Annotated in this window: 16 protein-coding genes; 11 read left to right on the top strand and 5 right to left on the bottom strand. The window is 70.7% G+C overall.

Annotated features, from left to right (window positions below; genetic code table 11):
• Positions 1-84: 84 nt before the first annotated feature.
• Positions 85-2,292, top strand: a complete 2,208-nt coding sequence (locus NUT86_RS34875; protein WP_274739328.1) for a dipeptide ABC transporter ATP-binding protein — start codon at positions 85-87, stop codon at positions 2,290-2,292.
• On the opposite strand, the gene NUT86_RS34880 is transcribed toward NUT86_RS34875, so the two are convergent.
• Positions 2,279-3,067, bottom strand: coding sequence for a L,D-transpeptidase family protein (locus NUT86_RS34880; RefSeq protein ID WP_274739330.1), 789 nt, complete (start codon positions 3,065-3,067; stop codon positions 2,279-2,281). The two genes, NUT86_RS34875 and NUT86_RS34880, sit on opposite strands and share 14 nt — an antisense overlap.
• 499 nt (positions 3,068-3,566) lie before the next feature.
• Here NUT86_RS34880 and NUT86_RS34885 point away from each other — a divergent pair, with 499 nt between their 5' ends.
• Entirely contained in the window at positions 3,567-4,964 is a 1,398-nt protein-coding gene (locus NUT86_RS34885) for an NADP-dependent succinic semialdehyde dehydrogenase (RefSeq protein WP_026169426.1), read from the top strand.
• Positions 4,965-5,188: 224 nt separating this feature from the next.
• Here the strand turns inward: NUT86_RS34885 and NUT86_RS34890 are convergent, their stop codons facing one another.
• Complete coding sequence (locus NUT86_RS34890; RefSeq protein WP_274739331.1) at positions 5,189-7,333, bottom strand: SpoIIE family protein phosphatase; 2,145 nt, start codon at positions 7,331-7,333, stop codon at positions 5,189-5,191.
• Between the two features lie 572 nt (positions 7,334-7,905).
• On the opposite strand from NUT86_RS34890, the gene NUT86_RS34895 reads away from it, so the two are divergent.
• Together NUT86_RS34895 and NUT86_RS34900 are read left to right on the top strand one after the other, a co-directional pair.
• Complete coding sequence (locus tag NUT86_RS34895; protein WP_159484949.1) at positions 7,906-8,337, top strand: DUF2000 domain-containing protein; 432 nt, start codon at positions 7,906-7,908, stop codon at positions 8,335-8,337.
• Between the two features lie 98 nt (positions 8,338-8,435).
• Entirely contained in the window at positions 8,436-9,011 is a 576-nt protein-coding gene (locus NUT86_RS34900) for a DUF3995 domain-containing protein (RefSeq protein ID WP_274739332.1), read from the top strand.
• Between the two features lie 16 nt (positions 9,012-9,027).
• Here NUT86_RS34900 and NUT86_RS34905 read toward each other — a convergent pair whose 3' ends face one another.
• Together NUT86_RS34905 and NUT86_RS34910 are read right to left on the bottom strand one after the other, a co-directional pair.
• The gene (locus NUT86_RS34905) at positions 9,028-9,885 is read right to left on the bottom strand and encodes an SMI1/KNR4 family protein (protein WP_274739333.1); all 858 of its coding nucleotides are present in this window, start codon (positions 9,883-9,885) and stop codon (positions 9,028-9,030) included.
• A 277-nt stretch (positions 9,886-10,162) separates the two neighbouring features.
• Positions 10,163-10,771, bottom strand: coding sequence for a TetR/AcrR family transcriptional regulator (locus NUT86_RS34910; protein WP_274739334.1), 609 nt, complete (start codon positions 10,769-10,771; stop codon positions 10,163-10,165).
• Positions 10,772-10,949: 178 nt separating this feature from the next.
• On the opposite strand from NUT86_RS34910, the gene NUT86_RS34915 reads away from it, so the two are divergent.
• The 4 genes from NUT86_RS34915 (at position 10,950) to NUT86_RS34930 (ending at position 15,995) form a co-directional block, all read left to right on the top strand.
• Complete coding sequence (locus NUT86_RS34915) at positions 10,950-11,858, top strand: NADP-dependent oxidoreductase (RefSeq protein ID WP_274739335.1); 909 nt, start codon at positions 10,950-10,952, stop codon at positions 11,856-11,858.
• Positions 11,859-11,973: 115 nt separating this feature from the next.
• Positions 11,974-12,927: an NAD(P)-dependent alcohol dehydrogenase gene (locus NUT86_RS34920; protein WP_274739336.1), complete on the top strand. Its 954-nt coding sequence runs from the start codon at positions 11,974-11,976 to the stop codon at positions 12,925-12,927.
• Between the two features lie 185 nt (positions 12,928-13,112).
• Positions 13,113-13,814 carry a class I SAM-dependent DNA methyltransferase gene (locus NUT86_RS34925; RefSeq protein ID WP_274739337.1) on the top strand — a complete coding sequence of 234 codons (702 nt, stop codon included), beginning with the start codon at positions 13,113-13,115 and terminating at the stop codon, positions 13,812-13,814.
• A gap of 144 nt (positions 13,815-13,958) precedes the next feature.
• Positions 13,959-15,995 carry an ATP-binding SpoIIE family protein phosphatase gene (locus NUT86_RS34930; protein ID WP_274739339.1) on the top strand — a complete coding sequence of 679 codons (2,037 nt, stop codon included), beginning with the start codon at positions 13,959-13,961 and terminating at the stop codon, positions 15,993-15,995.
• A 14-nt stretch (positions 15,996-16,009) separates the two neighbouring features.
• Here the strand turns inward: NUT86_RS34930 and NUT86_RS34935 are convergent, their stop codons facing one another.
• On the bottom strand, positions 16,010-16,558 hold the full coding sequence (locus NUT86_RS34935; RefSeq protein ID WP_274739341.1) for a hypothetical protein: 549 nt from the start codon (positions 16,556-16,558) through the stop codon (positions 16,010-16,012).
• 195 nt (positions 16,559-16,753) lie between these two features.
• Between NUT86_RS34935 and NUT86_RS34940 the strand changes: the two genes are divergently transcribed.
• The 3 genes from NUT86_RS34940 to NUT86_RS34950 all read left to right on the top strand — a co-directional run bounded on the left by NUT86_RS34940 (position 16,754) and on the right by NUT86_RS34950 (position 19,915).
• Complete coding sequence (locus NUT86_RS34940; RefSeq protein WP_274739342.1) at positions 16,754-17,380, top strand: LysE family translocator; 627 nt, start codon at positions 16,754-16,756, stop codon at positions 17,378-17,380.
• A gap of 105 nt (positions 17,381-17,485) precedes the next feature.
• Complete coding sequence (locus tag NUT86_RS34945; protein WP_274739343.1) at positions 17,486-18,322, top strand: NAD-dependent epimerase/dehydratase family protein; 837 nt, start codon at positions 17,486-17,488, stop codon at positions 18,320-18,322.
• A 138-nt stretch (positions 18,323-18,460) separates the two neighbouring features.
• On the top strand, positions 18,461-19,915 hold the full coding sequence (locus tag NUT86_RS34950) for a glycoside hydrolase family 30 protein (RefSeq protein WP_342456269.1): 1,455 nt from the start codon (positions 18,461-18,463) through the stop codon (positions 19,913-19,915).
• The last annotated feature ends 123 nt before the right edge of the window (positions 19,916-20,038 follow it).

Below are 20,038 nucleotides of genomic sequence, written 5' to 3' on the forward strand. Positions count from 1 at the left end.
ACATGGCTTTCCCCGACGAACTGACGCGGCTTTCGCCGACGAACCGACCGCGGTTCCGGACGAACTGAAGCGAGGAACCACACCATGACCGACTCGCTCCTGAAGATCGACGCTCTGCAGGTGGAGATCGCCGGCCGCGGCCGCACCGTCCGGGCCCTCGACGGGATCGACCTCGACCTCGCACCCGGCGAGGCGCTCGGCATCGTCGGCGAATCCGGCTGCGGGAAGACCATGACCGCGCTGTCCGTCCTCGGTCTGCTGCCGCCCGGCGGGAAGATCACCGGAGGCCGGATCCTGTTCGACGGCACCGATCTCGCCGCCGCCCCGGAACCCGTGCTGCGGAAGGTCCGCGGCCACACCGTCGGCATGGTCTTCCAGGACCCGCTGACCTCCCTCAACCCCACCCTCACCATCGGCGCCCAGGTCGCCGAACCTCTGCTGCTGCACACCCGGCTGACCAGGGCCGAGGCCTGGGCCAGGGCAGAGGAGACCCTGCGGCTGGTCGGTCTGCCACGACCGGCCGAACGGCTGAAGAGCTATCCGCACCAGCTCAGCGGTGGCATGCGGCAGCGCGTCGCGATCGCCATGGCCCTGGTGTGCGAGCCCCGGCTGCTGATCGCCGACGAACCGACCACCGCCCTCGACACCACCACCCAGCACCAGATCCTGGAACTCATCGACTCCCTGCGGGCCCGCCTCGGCATGGCGATGATCCTGGTCAGTCATGACCTCGGGGCGATCGCCCGCCGGGTCGACCGGGTCGCGGTGATGTACGGCGGCCGGATCGCCGAACGGGCCCCGGTCCGCCCGCTGTTCGCCACTCCACGGCACCGCTACACCCAGGCGCTGTTCGCCGCCCTCCCCGACCGCGCCACCGCCGCCGGCCGGCCGCCGGCCACCATCCCGGGCCTGCCGCCGTCCCTCACCACCCGCCCGGCCGGCTGCCGCTTCGCCCCCCGCTGCGGCTTCGCCACCGACCTCTGCCACACCGCCGACCCGGAGCTCACCGACGGCCTCGACGGCACCACACCCGCCGCCACCGCCCATGCCTTCGCCTGCTTCCACCCCACGGGACCGGCACCGGGCGCCGCCGCGGTCTCCGGCGTTGCCCCAGCCTCTGGCGTCGCGCCAGCCTCCGGTGTTGCCCCAGCCTCTGGCGTTGCCCCTAGCTCCGGCGTCACCCCAACCACCGGCGCCGCCCCTACCTCCAGCACCGCCCCGGCCGCCGAGCCGCGTCCGCCCGTCCCCGCCGAGCCGCGTCCGCCCGTCCCCGCCGCGCCCCCGGTGCGCACGGACGAACCCCTCCTGCGGCTCGCCGATGTCAGCAAGACCTACCCGCTGCACGGCGGCCCCTTCGCCCGCCGCAAAGGAGCCGCCGAGATAAGTGCCGTGGCCGGGATCTCGCTGACCGTGCGGCGCGGTGAGACCTTCGGCATCGTGGGGGAGTCCGGCTGCGGCAAGTCCACGCTCGGCCGGTTGGCCGTCGGCCTGGAGGCGCCCAGTGGCGGCGCCATCCACATCGCCGGACGCGATATCGCCACCCTGAACAAACGGGAGCTGCGCTCCCACCGGCGGGCCGTCCAGCTGATGTTCCAGGACTCCGCCGCGGCCATGGACCCGCGGATGCGGGCGGGCGCGGTACTGCGCGAACCGCTGGTCATCCAGGGCATCGGCGACCGCGCCGAGCAGCGGCGGCGGATCGCCGGGCTGCTGGACGACGTCGGGCTGCCGCGCGGCGCGGTGGACCGCTATCCGCACGAATTCTCCGGCGGCGAGCGCCAGCGCCTCGGCCTGGCCCGGGCCCTGGCGCCGGGCCCGTCCCTCGTCGTCGCCGACGAACCGGTCTCCGCGCTCGACGTCTCGGTCCAGGCGCAGATCCTTAACCTGATGCATGCGCTGCAGCGCGAGAAGGGCATCGGCTATCTCTTCATCTCGCACGACCTGGCGGTGGTACGGCATCTCGCGGACTCCGTCGGCGTGATGTACCTCGGCAAGCTCGTCGAGACCGGCCCCGCCGAGCAGGTCTTCACCCGCCCCCTGCACCCGTACACCCGAGGGCTGCTGGACAGCGTCAACACACCCGATCCGGACGCCGCCCCGCCCGGCACCCCGCTCGGCGGCGAAGCCCCCTCCGCGGCCGACCCGCCCTCCGGCTGCCGCTTCCGCACCCGCTGCCCGCTCGCGACGGCGCTGTGCGCGACCACCGAGCCGCCGCCCGCCGAACCGGAGACGCCAGGCCATCGGGTGGCCTGCCACTTCCCGCTTACCGCGGCACCGCTCAGTAGCGGGTGAGCGCGGTCGGCCCGGACGCGGTGCCGATGGCGATGTGCGGATGCGCGGAGGGCTGCACCCAGGACAGGATCCGCGCCATCGCCCCGGCCGGTACGGACACACAGCCGGCCGTGGCGCCCTTCCCGTGGACATGGAGGAAGATCCCGGCGCCGCGGCCGCGCACCGGACGGTGGTAGTTGAAGCCGATGACCAGGGCCCGGCTGTACTGCGTCGGATAGCCGGCCAGCCGCTCGGACTCACCGGCCGCGCAGTCCGGGGGCAGCGGTTCCACCCAGCGGTTGTAGGAGGCGGAGGCGTTGTCCTCGCACCACCAGGAGGCGGCGCCGACCCTGCGGTAGGGGGTCGTGGTGCCCGGCGGCGCCGGCGCGGTCCCGAAGCCGAACGGCAGGTCGTACAGCCCGGTCGGGGTGGTCGCGGTGCCCTGCACCCGGCTGCCGCCCTCGGCCAGCCCGCCGGCGCCGAAGCGGGCCGGTGCCGAACCCACCTGCCGCCAGCGGCCGTTGTGCCGCTGCCACCACCGCACCGTCCCGATGGTGGCGCCGGTGGTGCGCGCACGGGCGGTGAGGAGCTGGGTGCCGCCGCCGGTGTCGGCCATGGCGGCGGGGAGGGGGACGCGCGGGGCGGGGGAGACGGCGCGCGGCGTGGCCGCCGAGCCGGGGGCGGCGGGCGCACCCAGCGCCACCCCGACCGCTGACAGCAGCGCGACGATCCTGGCCCCGAGCCGGGTGCGGGCCGTCGCCGGATGCGTCGTCGTCCTCGTCCGCGTCATGGGCATGACCGCACGGTAGGGCGCGACCGGTGTGCCCGGCGCCGTCCGATCGGGTCATATACGCCGGGCCCGTCCCCCGCGCAACCCGTCCGCGGCAATCCGCCGTGCGCCGGGGCCATGGACGGGCGAAACTCGGGTACGGGGGCTCATGTGCCACTAGCCGTCTCATTCTGGAGGCCCGCAGTGCAGCGGCAACCGCATACGTGCAGTGAGCGCACGCTCGACCGTGACCCGCAGCCCACGCCGGAGCCGGGGGGCCCACCGCCGAACCCCGTCCCCGACCCGCTCCCCGGCCCGCCGGTCCCACCCGCGCCACCGGAACCCATACCGCCGGAACCGTCGCCGATACCCCGTCCGCCCGGACCCGATCCCGACCCGGTCCCGGAGCCGTCCCCGGCTCCTTCGCCGCTCTCCTAGGAGCCGCCCGGACTTTCGCCCCGTATACCGCGGGTACCACGTCATACCGCGAGTACCACGTCCCCGCACCACCAAGGAGGTGCTGATCATGGCCATCGCCACGGTCAACCCGGCCACCGGCGAGACCCTGAAGACCTTCGACGCGCTCAACGCGGGCGAGATCGAAGATCATCTGGTCCGGGCGGAGCAGGCCTTCCAGGAGCACCGCACCACGAGCTTCGCCCGCCGCAGGGAACTGCTGCTCGCGGCCGCCGACCTGCTCGACGCCGACCAGGACGGCATCGCCCGCACCATGACCACCGAGATGGGCAAACCGCTGGCCCAGGCGCGCGCGGAGGCCGCGAAGTGCGCCAAGACCATGCGCTGGTACGCCACCCACGCCGAGGCGCTGCTCGCCGACGAGCACCCCGACCCCGCCGATGTCAGCGACTCCGGCGCGCGGCGCGCCGTGGTGCGCTACCGCCCCCTCGGCACCGTCCTCGCGGTGATGCCCTGGAACTTCCCGCTCTGGCAGGTCGTACGGTTCGCCGCGCCCGCCCTGATGGCGGGCAACACCGGGCTGCTCAAGCACGCCTCGAACGTCCCGCAGACCGCCCTCTACATCGAGGAACTCTTCCGCCGCGCCGGCTACCCCGAGGGCTGTTTCCAGACCCTGCTGATCGGCTCGGGTGCGGTCGAGGACATCCTGCGCGACCCGCGGGTCGCCGCCGCGACCCTGACCGGCAGTGAACCGGCCGGCCGCTCGGTGGCTTCCATCGCCGGCGACGAGGTCAAGAAGACCGTCCTCGAACTCGGCGGCAGCGACCCGTTCGTCGTGCTCCCCTCCGCCGACCTCGACAAGGCGGCCCGCGTCGGGGTCACCGCGCGCGTCCAGAACAACGGACAGTCGTGCATCGCGGCCAAGCGGTTCATCGTGCACGAGGACGTCTACGACGCCTTCGCCGAGCGGTTCACCGGCCGGATGACCGCGCTGACCGTCGGCGACCCGATGGACGAGAACACCGACATCGGGCCGCTCTCCAGCGAACAGGGCCGCTCCGACCTGGAGGAGCTCGTCGACGACGCGGTCCACAAGGGCGCCACCGCACTGTGCGGCGGACAGCGCCCACCGCAGCACCGCGCGGGCTGGTTCTACGAGCCGACGGTGCTGTCCGGCATCACCCCCGAGATGCGCATCCACTACGAGGAGGCGTTCGGACCGGTCGCCACGCTCTACCGCGTCGCCGACCTGGACGAGGCGGTGCGGGTCGCCAACGACACCCCGTTCGGGCTCAGTTCCAACGCCTGGACCCGGGACCCCGACGAACAGGACCGCCTCGCCCGCGACCTGCAGGCCGGCGGGGTCTTCTTCAACGGGATGACCGCCTCCCACCCGGGCCTCCCGTTCGGCGGCGCCAAGCGCTCCGGCTACGGACGGGAGCTCTCCGGCCACGGCATGCGGGAGTTCTGCAACATGACGACGCTGTGGTACGGGCCGGAGGACTGAGGACCGCGGCCCGGCACGGGAGTTGGCCCCGACGGGCGCGCGTGCCGGAGCGGTTTTCGCCGGGGCCGTGAGCGGGTACGTTCCGGTCAGGCCGAGTCGGCCAACGGCCAGGTTGGTCGGCTCGGCCCCTTGCGGACCGGGCGCCCGTGGACGACATCACCGGACCTGACGTCCGGCCTTCCCCAGCACCGACGTACCGCCAATTCCTCTGCCAGTACGGCAATTCAGTGCGCGAGATCCGTCGTGTCCGGTACCGCGAACTCACACCACAGCGCCTTGCCCGCGCCGCGTGGCTCGGCGCCCCACTCGTCGGCGAGGGCCTCGACCAGCATCAGCCCCCGGCCCGACGTGGCGGTCTCGCCGGGGCTGCGCCGCCGCGGCCACCGGCTGGAGCGGTCCTCGACCTCCAGCCGGATCCGCCGCGGGGTGCCGGGCAGCAGCTCCATGGAGACCAGGGCGCCGCTCTCGGTGTGCGTCAGCGCGTTGGCGATCAGCTCGGAGGCGGCGACCTCGATGTTGTGCATGACGGCGCCCGCCCGCCACTGGTCCAGGGTGCGGCGCACCGCGGAGCGGACCTCCGCGGTGCCCGACGGATCGGCCTGATGGACATGCAGCCGCAGCCGCGGTGTGGTGGCGCCCCCGGGACCGGGCAGCCGGTGCAGCAGAAGAAGGGCCATATCGTCCTCGGAACCGGGATCGGCCCACAGATGGTCCGAGAGGCGGTCGGCGAGCGCCTCCAGGTCCGTGGGCCCGGCGCGGACCGCCGCGGACAGCGCGTCGATGCCCGCGGAGATGTCCCGGCCGGGCTGTTCCACCAGGCCGTCGGTGCACAGCAGCAGCGTCGACCCCGGCTCCAGGAACAGCTGGGTCTCGGGGAAGTGGTCGTGCCCGAAGTGCGTGGCCAGGCCCAGCGGCAGCCCGCCGCGGACCTCGGGCCAGTCGACGTGCCGGGAGCTGTTGCTGATCAGCGGGCCGAGATGGCCGGCCCGTGCGAGGTGCAGCGCCCCGGATTCCAGGTCGGCCTGGATGTACGTACACGTCGCGAAGCGCTCGGTGTCCAGCTCGGCCAGAAAACGGGAGGCCCGCACCAGCACGGTCTCCGGGGAGTGGCCCTCGCTGGCGTAGGCGCGCAGGGCGATGCGCAGCTGGCCCATCACGGCGGCCGCATGGGTGTCGTGGCCCTGCACATCGCCCACCACCAGCCCCGTCCGCCCCTGGGGCAGCGCGATCACGTCGTACCAGTCGCCACCGATGTCCCGCCCGACGCTCGCCGGGTGGTAGCGCACGGTGACCGCGCCGCCCGTGAGGGGCGGAAGCCGGCGCGGCAGCATCGTCGCCTGCAGCCCCGTCGCGAACTCCCGCTCCTGATCGAAGAGGGTCGCCCGCTGCACCGACTGCGCGACGACACCGGCCAGCGCCAGCGCCAGGTTCCTCGCCTCCGGCGACTGCACCGCAGGCTCGGCGTTGAACAGCCCCAGCGCACCGATGACGGTGTCCTGCGCGACCAGCGGCAGAAAGGCCGCGCTGCCCGCCGGCAGCACGTCGGTGTACGGGCGCAGCCGCGGATAGCGGGCGATCAGCTCGCCCCGGCTGCCGAGGAAGATGGGCCGCCGCGAACGCGCCGCGTCGGCCAGCGGCAGGGTGTCGTCCAGCCGGGAGGTCATCATGTCGTCGGGCACCTCGCCCTCCAGCCCGGCGGTGGCGATGACCTCGAACTGATCGTTCTCCACCAGCCCCAGGACCAGTCCGTCCGCACCGAACCGCCGGGCGCCGCCGGTCCCGGTGAGCACCCGGGTCACGTCCTTGACGGACAGCGCACGGGCCAGTGCGGCGGTGGTCTGCTGCACCATCACGGTCTGCCGCTGCCGCTCCTGCTGGAGCGAGCGCAGCAGCGCGGAGTCCGCCAGCTCGCTGGTCGCCTCCCGGACGATGCCGATGATCCGGTACGGCTTTCCGTCCGCGTCGTGCAGAATCCGGCCCTGGGAGTGCGTCCAGCGCTGGGTCCCGTCGCGGCACTGGACCCGGAAGTACGCGCCGTAGGACGAGAGGCCGTCCTGCAGGGCCTGGGAGAGCGCCTCGTCGAGCCGCAGGCCCTCCTCCGGCGGCACCCGCGTGACCAGGGACATCGGTGCGCCGTCGTACTCCTCCGGGCGGAGGTCGAAGACCTCCATGGCACCGGGGTCCAGGTCCATGGAACCGCCGTCCAGGTCCCAGTCGAAGGTGCCCATCCGGTTGAGCGAGAGCCGCTCACGCAGCCCGATGGCCTCATGGTGCGACACCCCGGGGGCGTCCTCCGCGACGAGGCGCCACTCCTGGTCGGCCAGCGGGTCGTAGTCCTTGTCGGACGGTTCCAGGGACGGGCCGGTCATGACGTGCCGCACCTCGTGCCCCGGCCACGCGCAACGTGCGGCCCCGCTCCTCGCGGGCAGCGGCGCATCGGGACGGCGGCCGGCAACGCCACGCCGAGCACACCTCGCACCCTCGGTCGCGGGCCGTTGACCGGGGCCGATATCCACCGGAACGCGGCCATGCGAACACCCTAGGCGCGGGTCGCAGCCCCCGCATTTCCGGTGCCGCCGGACACCGAGGGGGATTACGGAGGACGGGTGAGTGGGAGGGGACTCCGGCCACGGGCTGCCGGCCCCCGGGCTCCATCGCGGCGCCCCAGGGCTTCCAGGCACCGGTCCAGCTCAATTCAGCTCAATTCAGCTGATGAAGACCCACGGGGACACGCCGAAGACGACAACGCATTCCTGTAGAAGGTGTACGTGCTCTGCGGAGGCCCCTCGCGCGGAATCGGATCTCCCATATCGGGAAGCCCTGGCGTCGTCATGTCGGGTGGCCCTTCCTGATGTGCGCGCGATACGCGGAAACCTCTTGGCGTGCCACCATGCCAGGAACGTACAAGAAGGCGTGCAGGGGCGGTTGGCAGTCTCAGAGCATGACGATCGAGCACGCCCCCGTACGATTCGACACCAAAATTGCCGTTCTGCTGCGTGAGGACCTGGAGTCCTGGCAGCGGCTGAATGTGACCGCTTTCCTGGTCAGCGGTCTCGGCTCGCAGCTCCCCGAAGTCATCGGCGAACCGTACGCCGACGCCGACGGCACCCCGTATCTGCCGATGTTCCGCCAGCCCGTCCTGGTCTTCGAAGGGACCAAGGAGACACTGACCGCCGCGCACGGCCGCGCCCTGTCCCGCTCGCTTCCCCGGTCGGTGTTCACCTCCGACCTCTTCGCCACCGGCAACGACCGCGACAACCGCGCGGCGGTGCGTGCGGTGCCGAAGGACCAGTTGGATCTGGTGGGTCTCGCCGTGTACGGACCGCGCAACGCGGTCGACAAGGTACTCAAGGGCGCCCGTATGCACCCCTGACCACATGGGGGCAACGGCACCAGCTCGGTGCGCTACCGGCGTGCGGTGCTGGTGCCGGGCAGGCGCGAAGAGTCGAGCAACCACCTCGTGGTCAGCTCGTGGACGTCGGCACGACTGCGATCGCCGTGGTCGGCGAGGCCGGCCGGATCGGGATCGGGATTGGGATCGGGATCGCCGTGGCCCTAGGCACAAGGGACGCCGAAGACCGTGGCACCAAGCACACTGAGTTGGAGGCACTGCATATGGTCCGCACGCTGGTCCCTATGGTGTTGGCGATTGTCCTCACGGCAATCGGCTTGTTGCACTTCATCTGGGCGTTCTCGTACTGGCCGATGAAGGACGCAATAACATTCACCAAGACGTTCGCCGGTACCTATGACGGCAAGATGCCGCCGGCGCCGATCACCCTTCTGGTAGGGCTGGCGCTGATCGGTGGCGCTGTGCTCACCCTCATGGTGAATGAGTCCCTCCCGGCAATCGGCCCGGAGTGGCTGCGCTTGGTGGGCATGTACGGCTTGACGGTGGTGCTGCTCGTCCGAGGCCTGGGCGGCTACTTCATGAACTCCGGAGCCGCCGTCGAATTCCAGCAGTTGAACACTGTCCTGTACTCGCCCTTGTGTGTGGTACTCGGCTCCCTGGGCGGCATTGTCGCGGTAGCCGCGAGCAGGCGTTAGCCCCAGGCTGACTGGATTACACCCCGCCGCCGGGGGCCCAGGATGAGGTGCCGTGGACCGTGTTCATGGACTGGACGACGCATCCCATGCGGTCGATGGCCGTGAGGACGGCATGGCGGGCCTGCGCGCTGTCGGCGGGCGGGAAAGCGACGCGAAGTTGGTGCCCGTAGGCCGTCTCATAAGTCAGTTCCCAGCCGGTCTCGGTAACGACGAAATGGTCTTGCCGGCTGCCGTCATGTTCATAAGAGCCGCGGTCCGCGGTGGGGGCGAGCGCATCGCGCAGGATCCGCAGCCTTTCGGTGTAGGGGAGAGTCCCTCCGTCCAGTTGGATGTATATGTGGTCGCGTTCGACGGCTGCATCGAACCAGGGGGCGAGTTCCGGTTCATGGTGCAGGAGTTCAGAAGTGATGCGGCTACTGAGCCACCCTTCCAGGAATGCGGCGACCCCGCAGTCGAACCGTTCGTACTCGTCGTCACGTGACCAGATCACCACCGGCCAGGATTCGGGCGGCCCAGCGGTCAGCCAGCACAAGTGCGTTCCGATGTCGGTCACCGCCCAGGCAAGTAGCCCGCCGGGTTCCGGGAAAAGAGGGTACGGATAGCGCTCGGGCTCGTCCTCCCGCAATGGACCGAAGTCCTCCAGGAGGTCCGCCTGCAGCCGGATGGGGTTGTCGTCACCGAATGGTGTGCACAGGCACAGGGCGCCCCAGAAGTCGCCGAGTCCGTACGCCTCCACCACCTGCTTGAAGTCGTCCGGTAGCGGCGTGCCCAGCGCCCGCTCGGCGGCACCCCAGTCGCCAGATCCGTTCACCACTTCAGCCGGCGGCGGTACCCGTTCCATGATGCGGGCGAGCGGGCCATGTGAGTCGATCATGTGCCCACCTTAGAACCGGTCTATGACGGGCTGAGGCTGCCCGGATACTTGGGCGATACCGGCAGGCGGGCAGGCGGGGCTCAGTCGTATCGCGTCCGCGATGGGCTCGACGAGCAGCACGGGATCGGGGTTCGCGGCGAGCGCGCTGCGGGCCACGGCGCGTGCAGGCAGTGGCCGTTCACGGTCCCAGGCAGTCGGCGAAGAAGACCCCTGTGACGAGGGTGAGTTCGTTCGGCGATCCTCGTGTTCGCCGCTGTGATGCCGATGCGGCCCGCCCTCAGGAAGCGTTCGGAGTTGCCGGACGCTGCTGTGCTTCGAGGGTGGTGAGCCACTGGGTGACGACGGTGTCGATGAACTCGTCGGTCGGGTGGCTGCGGTCGAGGAAGAGGCGGGCTAGGACCGGTCCGTAGAGCAGGGTGAACTCGGCGTCGTCGATCTGGACGCCCGAGGGCTCCAGCAGTTTGTTCAGGGCGGCGTGGCGGTCCTGGCCGATGCGCACCAGGGCCTGGGCGCTGTCGGCGTCGTGGTCGGCCTGGGCGGTGACGGCCAGTACTGCGGTGCGGATGACCGGTTCGCTGATGCCGTCCCGCAGGCTCTTCAGCCAATCGGTGGCGACGGTGCGTACGTCGCTGCCCGGCGTGGGGTAGTTGCCGAGGTCGGGGCCTTCCAGGATCAGGTCGAAGAGCAGCGCGGCCCGATTGGGCCAGTGGCGGTAGAGGGTCTGGCGGGTGACATCGGCGCGCTCGGCCAGCAGTGCGTACGTCAGCCCGGTCGGTCCGACCTGGGGCAGCAGTTCACGGGCGACGGTCAGAACGCGGTTGCGGGTGCGCTGGACGCGCGGATTGCCCGGCGTCGGCTGGCGGCGGTGGAGGGGCTGCTGCGGCATGCACCCATCCTATCCATGAATCATACGGATCGTGTGATTTAGGTCATGGTCGGGTCATGGTCGGGCCATGGCTGATCCCTGGGTGGACTCGAATCATACGTGGTGTGTGATACAAAGAAATCACACGCGCTGGATGATTCATGGTTAGTGCGGTTCCGACTCCCTCAGGAAGTGCTTGATGTCCACTGCAATCACCTACTCCGAGTACGGCGGCCCCGAGGTCCTCACCCTGTCCCGGGTCGCCCTCCCCGAACCGGGCCCGGGCCAGGTCCGCATCCGTGTGCGGGCGACCGCCGTCAACCCGATCGACCTGCGGATTCGTGCCGGGATGATGCGGGGTGTCTTCCCGGTCGCCTTCCCGGCGGTCCCGGGCTGGGACGTGGCCGGTGTCGTCGACAAGGCCGGCGAGGGCGCCGCCGCCGCGGTCGGCGACGAGGTCTTCGGCGTCGCCTCGGCCGGCGGCTACAGCCAGTACGCAGTGCTCGACCGGCCCTTCGCCAAGCCCGCGGAGGTGTCGTTCGAGACCGCGGCCGCGATGATCACGGTCGGTGAGGCCGCCTGCCGGGGGATCGAGCACCTCGGTGTGCGGCCGGGGCAGACACTGCTCATCCACGGCGCCGGTGGCAGCGTGGGCGGCATCGCCGTGCAGGTGGCCGCCGCCCGCGGAATCACCGTGATCGGCACCACCGCTGAGCGGGACATCGAGCGCGTCAACGGCCTCGGTGCTGTGGCCGTGCCCTATGGCGAGGGCTGGGTGGAGCGGGTCATGGCCGTCGCCCCTTGTGGTGTGGACTGCGTGTTCGACACCTCAGGTGCCGGGGTGCTTGCCGACTCCGTCGCCCTGGCCGGTGACGCGGGCAAGGTCATCACCATCGCCGACCCGTCCTTCGCCCAGCACGGTGTGCGGTTCACCGGCATGGACCCGGCCGACCGCTTCCCCGAGGCCCTGCCGCAGCTGGCCGGACTGATCGCCGCCGGCAAGCTCGACGTCCCCGTCGGGCACGTCTACCCGCTCGCCGAGGCCGCCCGGGCCCACGCCGACATCGAATCCCGCCGCAACCAGGGCAAGGTCGTCCTTCTGCCCTGACCCGGGTCCCGCCACCTCGCCCGAGCCCGTAGGCGAGGCGCATGCGGCGCCGCGGCCATCACGCCACCCCCCACGGGCGACCGCCACTCACCAGCAACTACCGATAGGAAATGACATGAAGGCCGCTCAGATCACCGGCTTCGGCGCACCAGATGTCCTGCGGGTCAACGACGTTGACCGTCCCGCCCCCGGCGCGGGTGAGGTCCTGGTGTCGATCGAGGCGTCAAGCGTCAACGGACTCGACACCATCGTTCGCGCAGGGGGCTTGCGCATCATGACCGGACGCCGGTTCCCGATAGGTGTGGGGCTGGATTTCGCCGGTGTCGTCGCCGCAACCGGCGCCGGCGTCCATCAGTACCAGGTCGGCGACCGGGTGTGGGGCACGGTGCAGCCGCTCAAGCGGCACACCGTCGGTGGCGCCGCGGAGTATGTCGTGGTCCCCGCGGACCGCATCGGGCCCGCACCGGCAGGCGTCTCGTCGGTGGAGGCGGCCTCCCTGGTTGTCGCGGGGACGACAGCGCTGATCGCACTGCGGGACACCCTGCACCTCACGAGCGGTGAACGCCTCCTGGTACGTGGCGCCGCCGGCGGAGTCGGCACGGCCGCCGTGCAACTCGCCCATGCGATGGGCGGACACGTCACCGCACTGGCCCGCGGCCGCCATGCCGAGGCGCTGCGGGAGCTGGGCGCTGACGAGGTCTTCGACTACGGCGCCACTACGGCGGATCAGATCGGGCCGTTCGATGTCATCTTGGACACGGCGGGCTCGCAACTGAACGGCTACCGGCGTCGATTGACCCGTGAGGGCAGGATGGCCACCATCGCTCTTTCGGCCTCCTCCATGGCCGCGATCGCCGCGTCGAGCGTGCACGGCGGCCGCCGGATCCGCACGTTGAGCGCCAACCCCGACACCGCACTGCTGGGTGCCCTGGCCGGCCACGTGACGTCTGGTGGACTGCGGCCCGTCATCGACAGCGTGTATCCGCTGGCGGACATCGCCTCGGCCCATCAGGCATTCGAGCGAGGCGGAGTGGTGGGCAAGCAGGTGGTGGCTGTGTCCGGAGAGTAGCCCGACAGGCGTTGCCGTCCACGTCGCCGTGGCCTGGCCGGCCGCCCGGCCCGACCGGGTGGCCGTGGCGCTCGTCGTCCCGCCGCCCTCCCACCTCGCGCAAGCGGATTCCTACGAGGCCGCGGCGGATGAAAGGACCCCATAGTAGATACAATCGAATAACTGCACGTAAAGAGGTGCAATTCGTGAGCAGAGGATTCGTCGAGGCCGATTACGAGAGCGACGAGGCCGGCCCTGAGAGCATCCGGCTCGACCGCGTGGGGCAGGCCGAGGCGTTCGACGCGATCGGCGACCGCTATGACGAGGCGTTCCCCTACAAGAAGGGGCAGCTCGCGGCCGCAGAGTGGGTGATCGGGTCGCTGCCCGCCGGATCCCGGGTGCTGGACCTGGGCTGCGGAACCGGTCTCCCGACCGCCCGGCAGCTGGTGGAGGCGGGGTGCGAGGTGGTCGGCGTCGATCTGTCCCGTGGGATGGTGGCTCTCGCCCGGGAGTATGTGCCCGGTGCCACGTTCCACCGGCTGGACATCGCCGATCTGGGGCCCGACGGCCCTCATGACCTGGGCCGTTTCGATGCGGTCGTGGCGTTCTTCTCGCTGCTGATGCTGCCGCGCGCCGAGATTCCCGGTGTGCTGCGGACGGTCCACGGCCTGCTGGTCCCCGGTGGCCTGTTCAGCCTCTCGATGGTGGAGGCCGATGTGGACTACTTCAAGATCCCGTTTCTCGGCAATGCGATCCGGGTGACCGGCTACCTGCGGGAAGACCTGCGCAAGGTCATCGAGGAGGCGGACTTCGAGGTCGTCGAGGAGTCCTCGTACACCTACGCCCCGGAGATCTCGGACGTGCCGCCCGAGGAACAGCTGTTTCTCAACTGCACGCGGCGCGGCTGAGGCCGCCCCGCGCGGTCCCCGGCCCCCACCGGACGGGCGAGACGAGTGATGAAGCCCCGCACCCCAGACCGAGGCCCCGGCAGGTTCACCGCCGGGGCCGGGGAGCGCCCTGCTTCCCAGGACCTGGCAGCGGGTGCCGTACCTGTGGACGCCAACGCCAACGCCAACGCCAAGGCCAGCGCCAACACCAGCGCCAGCGCTAAGGCCAACACCAGCGCCAACACCGACGCCACCGCGCCGCCTCCGCCGACGAGGAAGCAGCCCCCATCGCTCGACCAGGAGCGGTCCCGGACGCCCCAGCAGCCGGACGACGCACCACCACGGACACCGCCGTCCCATCCGCCGCCTCCCGGAAGCCGCCGCTCCGACGACGTGTCCGGTGGGTCAGGGGAGGGCCCGACCCTGCCGGGCCGCGGCGCCACCCGCCCCGCACCGACCGCCGAGCGTGCTGCGGAGGGGGCCCGGGACCAGGCCGCGCGTGCCCCCGAGGCGCAGACCGACCGGCTCCGGTTCCTCGAAACCGCGACGCAGCGGATCGCCCGGGGCGTCGACCTGGACGAAACGCTGCGAGAACTGCGCCAGGCAGCGATTCCCGCGTTCGCCGATGCGATGCTCGTCCATCTGCGTCATCCGCTGCCGACCGGGGAAGGGCAAGCGGCCGAGCCTCTCGTCCTGCGGCTGCACAGCGTCGCTCAGGGGGCGGAGGACACGGCCACTGCGGCGCCCCGGGGGACCGCCGAGCCCATACAGCTGACGGTCACCGGCCGGTTCGTCGAGTCTCTGCTGGCCCGGCAGCCCCTCTTCGGTGACGCCCCGGAGGCCGCGCCCGCGGTGGCCGAGCTGCTGGAGCCGGTGGGGAGCATGCCGACGCCGCCCTCACCGGGCCGACGACTGATCATCGCCCCGCTGTACGGCCGCCATCACCTCATGGGAACCGTTGCCCTGTTGCGCGGGGCCGACCGGCTCGCCTTCACGGGCGACGACCTGTTCGTCGCCTCCCAGCTCGCCACACACGCCGCTTTCGGCGTCGACGAGACCATGCCGTACGGACACGAAGCCTCGGTCGCGGACGCGCTCCAGCTCACGATGCTGCCCTCGTCGCTCCCCGAGACCACGGGGGTCCGGCTGGCGAGTCGCTACCTGTGGTCTGCCGGGACCACCCAGGTGGGCGGTGACTGGTACGACGCGATCCCGCTGCCCGGCAACCGCGTCGCACTGGTCGTCGGCGACGTCATGGGGCACTCCATCACCTCCGCCGCCATCATGGGCCAGCTGCGCACCACCGTGCAGACCCTCGCCAGGCTCGACCTGCCGCCGGAAGAGGTCCTGTATCACCTCGACGAGCAGGCCCAGCGCCTCGGCAGCGAGCACATGGCCACCTGCCTCTACGCCATCTACGACCCGATATCGCAGCGACTTCAGGTGGCCGACGCGGGCCATCCGCCCCCGGTACTGCTGCATGCGGACGGCTCGGGCGAAGTGCTTCAGGTCCCGCCCGGCTCACCGATCGGAGTGGGCGGCGTTCCCTTCGAAACCGTGGAAATGCCCGCGCCCACCGGAGCGACTCTGTTCCTGTACACCGACGGCCTTGTCGAGTCGCGCACCACGGATGTCTGGACAGGTGTGGAGTCGCTGCGTACCCGCCTGGAAGCTGCTGCCGCCAGGGCCGGCTCCCCGCCGCTGGAAATGCTCTGCGACGCGGTGCTGACCCTCCTGGCACCGGACGCCCGGGATGACGACGCGGCGCTGATAGCCGCCCGGTTCGACGGCTTCCCGCCGAGCAATGTCGCGTACTGGTTCCTCAGCCCCCAGCCGCAAACGGCCGGCCGGGCGCGGCAGCTGACCCGCCGGGCGCTGCACCGCTGGGGCCTGGGCTCGATGCTCGATGCGACCGAACTCATGGTCAGCGAAGTGGTGACGAACGCGGTGCGCTACGCCTCCCGCCCGATCGCCCTGCGGCTGCTCCGCACCGAGGTGCTCCGGTGCGAGGTGGGCGACGATTCACCGCAGCTGCCCCGGATGCGGTGCGCTCAGGCCGGAGACGAGGGCGGACGTGGCCTGTTCCTGGTCGACCAGCTCTCCCGGCGCTGGGGAGCGACAATGCTGAGCACCGGCAAGGTCGTCTGGTTCGAGCAGCAGATACCCGAGGAGTACCGCCAGAAGGGGCCGGACGCAGCGTAGTTCAGCGGAAGCCCTCATGTGAGAGACCCTGGGGTCTGGGCCGGCGCAAGTCGCCATTCCCCGGAATGGCCGGGCGGGAGTGCCAGATCGCGTCGGACGGCCGCGTAGTACCCCTCACGTGCGGCACGTTGGCGCTTGAGGATGGCTGACCATGTTTCCGGGCTATGGGTCCGGTCTCGCAGGAATCCTTCCATTTCCATCACCACGACGACCCATGCGCGGGCCTTCTCCACCACGTCCGGGGTGCCGAGCATCAACAGCGCCTCTCCGGCTGGGTCCCGGGCATCAGTGGCATCGGCCAGGTGAGGCGCCGCTTCCTCGGGTGACAAGGGATGCGGGTGAGGGTCGTTGCCGAGGTGGGCCGCGATCCGGTACGCCAGGGTGACACTCTTCTTCAGCGACCTGGCGAAGTCGGCGTAGGCCGTCAGCCGCCGCTCCTCCCAATGGGCCGCCCGCTCGCGACGGAAGCGGGCTTGATCGCCGCGCGTACTCGCCACATACGATCCAAGGGCGCCGATCACCACGCCGATGAGGGCGGGGAGCTGTTGTATGAACGCCGACATGGCCACACGGTATATCGCGGACACAGGCGCGACGTGATGTTGATTCATTGCGTGGTCGTCGGAGCTTGTTGAGAGCTGAGGCGATGCAGACGAAGGCGGGGGAGTGCTCGGCCTTGCGCTCAACGCCTCTGCGGGCGATGTGGTGTTGAATGCCTGAGGGTGGCTTGGCGCGTGCCCGTTGCATAGGCTCGTTGTGTGCAGTGGCCTCAGGTACTCGGCTTCGTAGCCGCAGTCACACCCCTCACATTGATTCCCGGCACCAGCTTCACCCTCGTCACGCAGCAGGTGATCGCGGGTTCGCGGTCCGATGGCGTGCGCGCCGCATGTGGGTCGGTGTGCGGACTCCTGGTGCACGCAACGTTTGCCGCGGTTGGCTTGTCGGCCCTGGTCATGTCGTCGGCCCGGGCGTTGACGGCGGTGAAGCTCCTGGGCGGCATCTATGTCATCTGGTTGGGCGTGACCACGTGGCGCTCCACGCGGCGAAGCGTCGAACCAACGGCAGCGAGGCCATGGCGCTTGCCGTGGGCGCGGCTCGGGGGATTTGGCCAGGGGCTGTGGTCCAACGTCCTCAATCCGAAGGCGGCTTCGGTCTATCTCACCCTGGTACCGCAGTTCCTCACTTCCAGCCGCCCCGTCGCGCCACAGATCGCGACGCTCGCGGCCGCCCATATGGCCGTTGTGCTGGTGTGGTTGCTGTTCTGGACGTCCGTGGTCGCCGCTGCGAGCACGGCAATCGACACACCTCGGTTCCGACGTGGGATGAGCCGCCTGGCGGGAGCCGTGCTGATCGCCCTGGGGACGCGAACCGCAACCGCGGCCTGAGTCCGCCTTCCACTTTTGCTGTGCCATCTCAGGAGATCGGTTCCACGCCGTACAGTCGGACGCGTGGACCGAGCGACGGAAAGAGCCCCCGCTGGGCTGGTTGCGGTGACGGGAAGTTCGGGCCGGGTCGGAGCGGCCCTGGCGGCGGCACTCGACGCGGCCGGCTGGGTGGTCCGCGGTGTGGACCGGGTTCCCGGCCGCTGGACGAGTGTCGTCGGAGACCTGCGCGACCGGCCCGTGCGGCTGGCCGCATTGCAGTCGGCCGATGTCCTGGTCCACACTGCCGCGCTGCACGCCCCGCACGTCGGGCGCCTGGCCGATGACGAGTTCCGAGCCGTGAACGTCGGTATGACAGCGGGCCTTCTCGACGATGCTGCCGGCCTCGGCGCCCGGCGGGTTCTCTACATCAGCAGTACGAGTGTGTACGGACACGCCCTGGTGCCCACCGACCGTGCGGTCTGGGTGGACGAGCAGCTCACGCCTCTTCCCAGGGACATCTACGACGAGACCAAACTGGCTGCGGAGGAGTTGGTCGCCGCCTGCCCCATTTCTTCGGTCACGCTGCGGATATCGCGATGCTTTCCGGAGCCACTGCCCGTGCGGGCCCGCCATCTGCTGCACCGGGCAGTCGACGTTGCCGACGTAGCAGCGGCGGGGGTCCTGGCCGTGACGCACTCCACCGTGACCGGCAGGTTCAATATCTCCGGGCCGCACCCATTTCACCGTGAAGACTGCCTTGCCCTTTCCCGCGATGCGGGCGCGGTGCTCGCCGAACGGGTTCCGGACGTCGTCCAGGCATTCCGCGACCAGGGGTGGCCAGTGCCCGATCGCCTGGACCGGGTGTACGACTCGACTGCCGCCACAGACGCGCTCGGTTACCGGCCTGTTCGCGGAGTCCGCCAACTACTGCGCGATGTCGGGGGCGGGCCGGCCCATGAGTGATCGGACGGATCGGCTCGCCCTCGACGACTTCCATGGCACGAACGTCGTAAGGCCGCGCCGGCAGCAGGTCCGTGGTCCGGTGTGTGCGCGTGCCGGTGTGCGTACCCGACCGTCCTTGCCGGAGGAAGACACACCCACATGAGAGCCAGCAGCGTCCGGCGGATCCTGACCGGCGCGGCCGGGGCGGTGGTGGCCGCGCTCGTCGTGCTGTGGTCGGTCGGACCGCCGGCCAGTGGGCCGCAGCAGGTGCAGGTCTACCTCACCACCACCGCCGGTGCCGGGGGCCGGCAGGTCGTCAAGGGGCTGGAGAAGCAGGCGCCGCTCACCTTCGCGCCGGGTGGCGGGGGCGGCATCGCCGTCGACGAGGGGAAGAAATACCAGCGGTTCGAGGGTGGTGGTGCCTCCTTCACCGATACCGCCGCATGGCTGCTGAACAGCAGCGGCGCGCTGAGTGACCGTGCCCGCGCCGCCACGATGAAAAAGCTCTTCGACCCCGCCGACGGCATCGGGCTCAGCTTCGTCCGTAACCCCATGGGGGCCTCCGACCTCGCCCGCTTCGGCTACACCTACGACGACCGGCCGGCCGGACGGACCGACCCGGGCCTGCAGCACTTCTCCGTCGCGCACGATCTCGCCGATGTCCTGCCGCTGACCGCCTGGGCCCGCCGGCTCAACCCGGCCGTCACGGTGATGGCCTCGCCCTGGAGCGCACCCGCCTGGATGAAGGACAACAGGAAGCTCGACCAGGGATGGCTCCGGGCGAAGTACTACGGCGTCTACGCCCGGTACTTCGTGAAGTACCTCCAGGCGTACCGGGACCGAGGGGTGCCGGTCGACTATGTCTCCGTCCAGAACGAGCCCACCTGCTGCTCTGGGTATCCGTCCATGCGGTGGAACGGCTCCGGACTCGCCTACTTCACCAAGCATGACCTGCTCCCCGCCCTGAGCCGTGCGGGGCTGTCCACCAAGGTCCTTGCGCTGGACTGGAATTGGGACACCTATCGAGAATTCGCCGCGCCCACTGTCGACGATCCCGCCGTCCGCCGCCACCCCAACTTCGGCGGCGTCGCCTGGCACGGCTACAGCGGTGAGGTCACCCGGCAGACCAGGCTGCACCACCGGTATCCGGGTCTGGCCGCGTACGACACCGAGCACTCCGGCGGCCGGTGGGTCAGAAACCAGCAGCGGGAGGACATGCGCAACCTCATCGACTACACCCGCAATTGGGGCCGCAGCTGGGTCAAGTGGTCCCTCGCCGTGGACCAGAACGGCGGTCCGCACCACGGCGGTTGCGGCAACTGCACCGGACTGGTCACCGTGCACCGCGGCGACGGACGGCACGGCACGGTCGACTACACCGTCGAGTACTACACGATGGGCCATCTCACCAAGTTCGTGCGGCCCGGCGCCCGCCGTATCGGCTCCACCGCCTCGGCCGCCCTCCCCAATGTCGCCTGGCGCAACCCCGACGGCTCCAGGGCCCTCATCGTCTACAACGACACCGGGCGCACCCGGCGGACGGGTATCAACTGGCATGGACAGCACGTCACTTATGCTCTGCCGGCCGGTGCCTCGGCCACCTTCACCTGGTAGGCCGAGCGCCCCTCGTGCGCTGACTTCCCCTCGTGCGCCGACTGCCCCTTGCGCCCGACTGACCCGACTGGTCATGCCCCGAGGGCCCCTCAGGCCCGGCCGGAGGGCTCCCGGCCTGCCCTT

The sequence above is a fragment of the Streptomyces sp. G7(2002) genome (assembly GCF_028870195.1).
GTDB lineage: Bacteria > Actinomycetota > Actinomycetes > Streptomycetales > Streptomycetaceae > Streptomyces > Streptomyces nigrescens.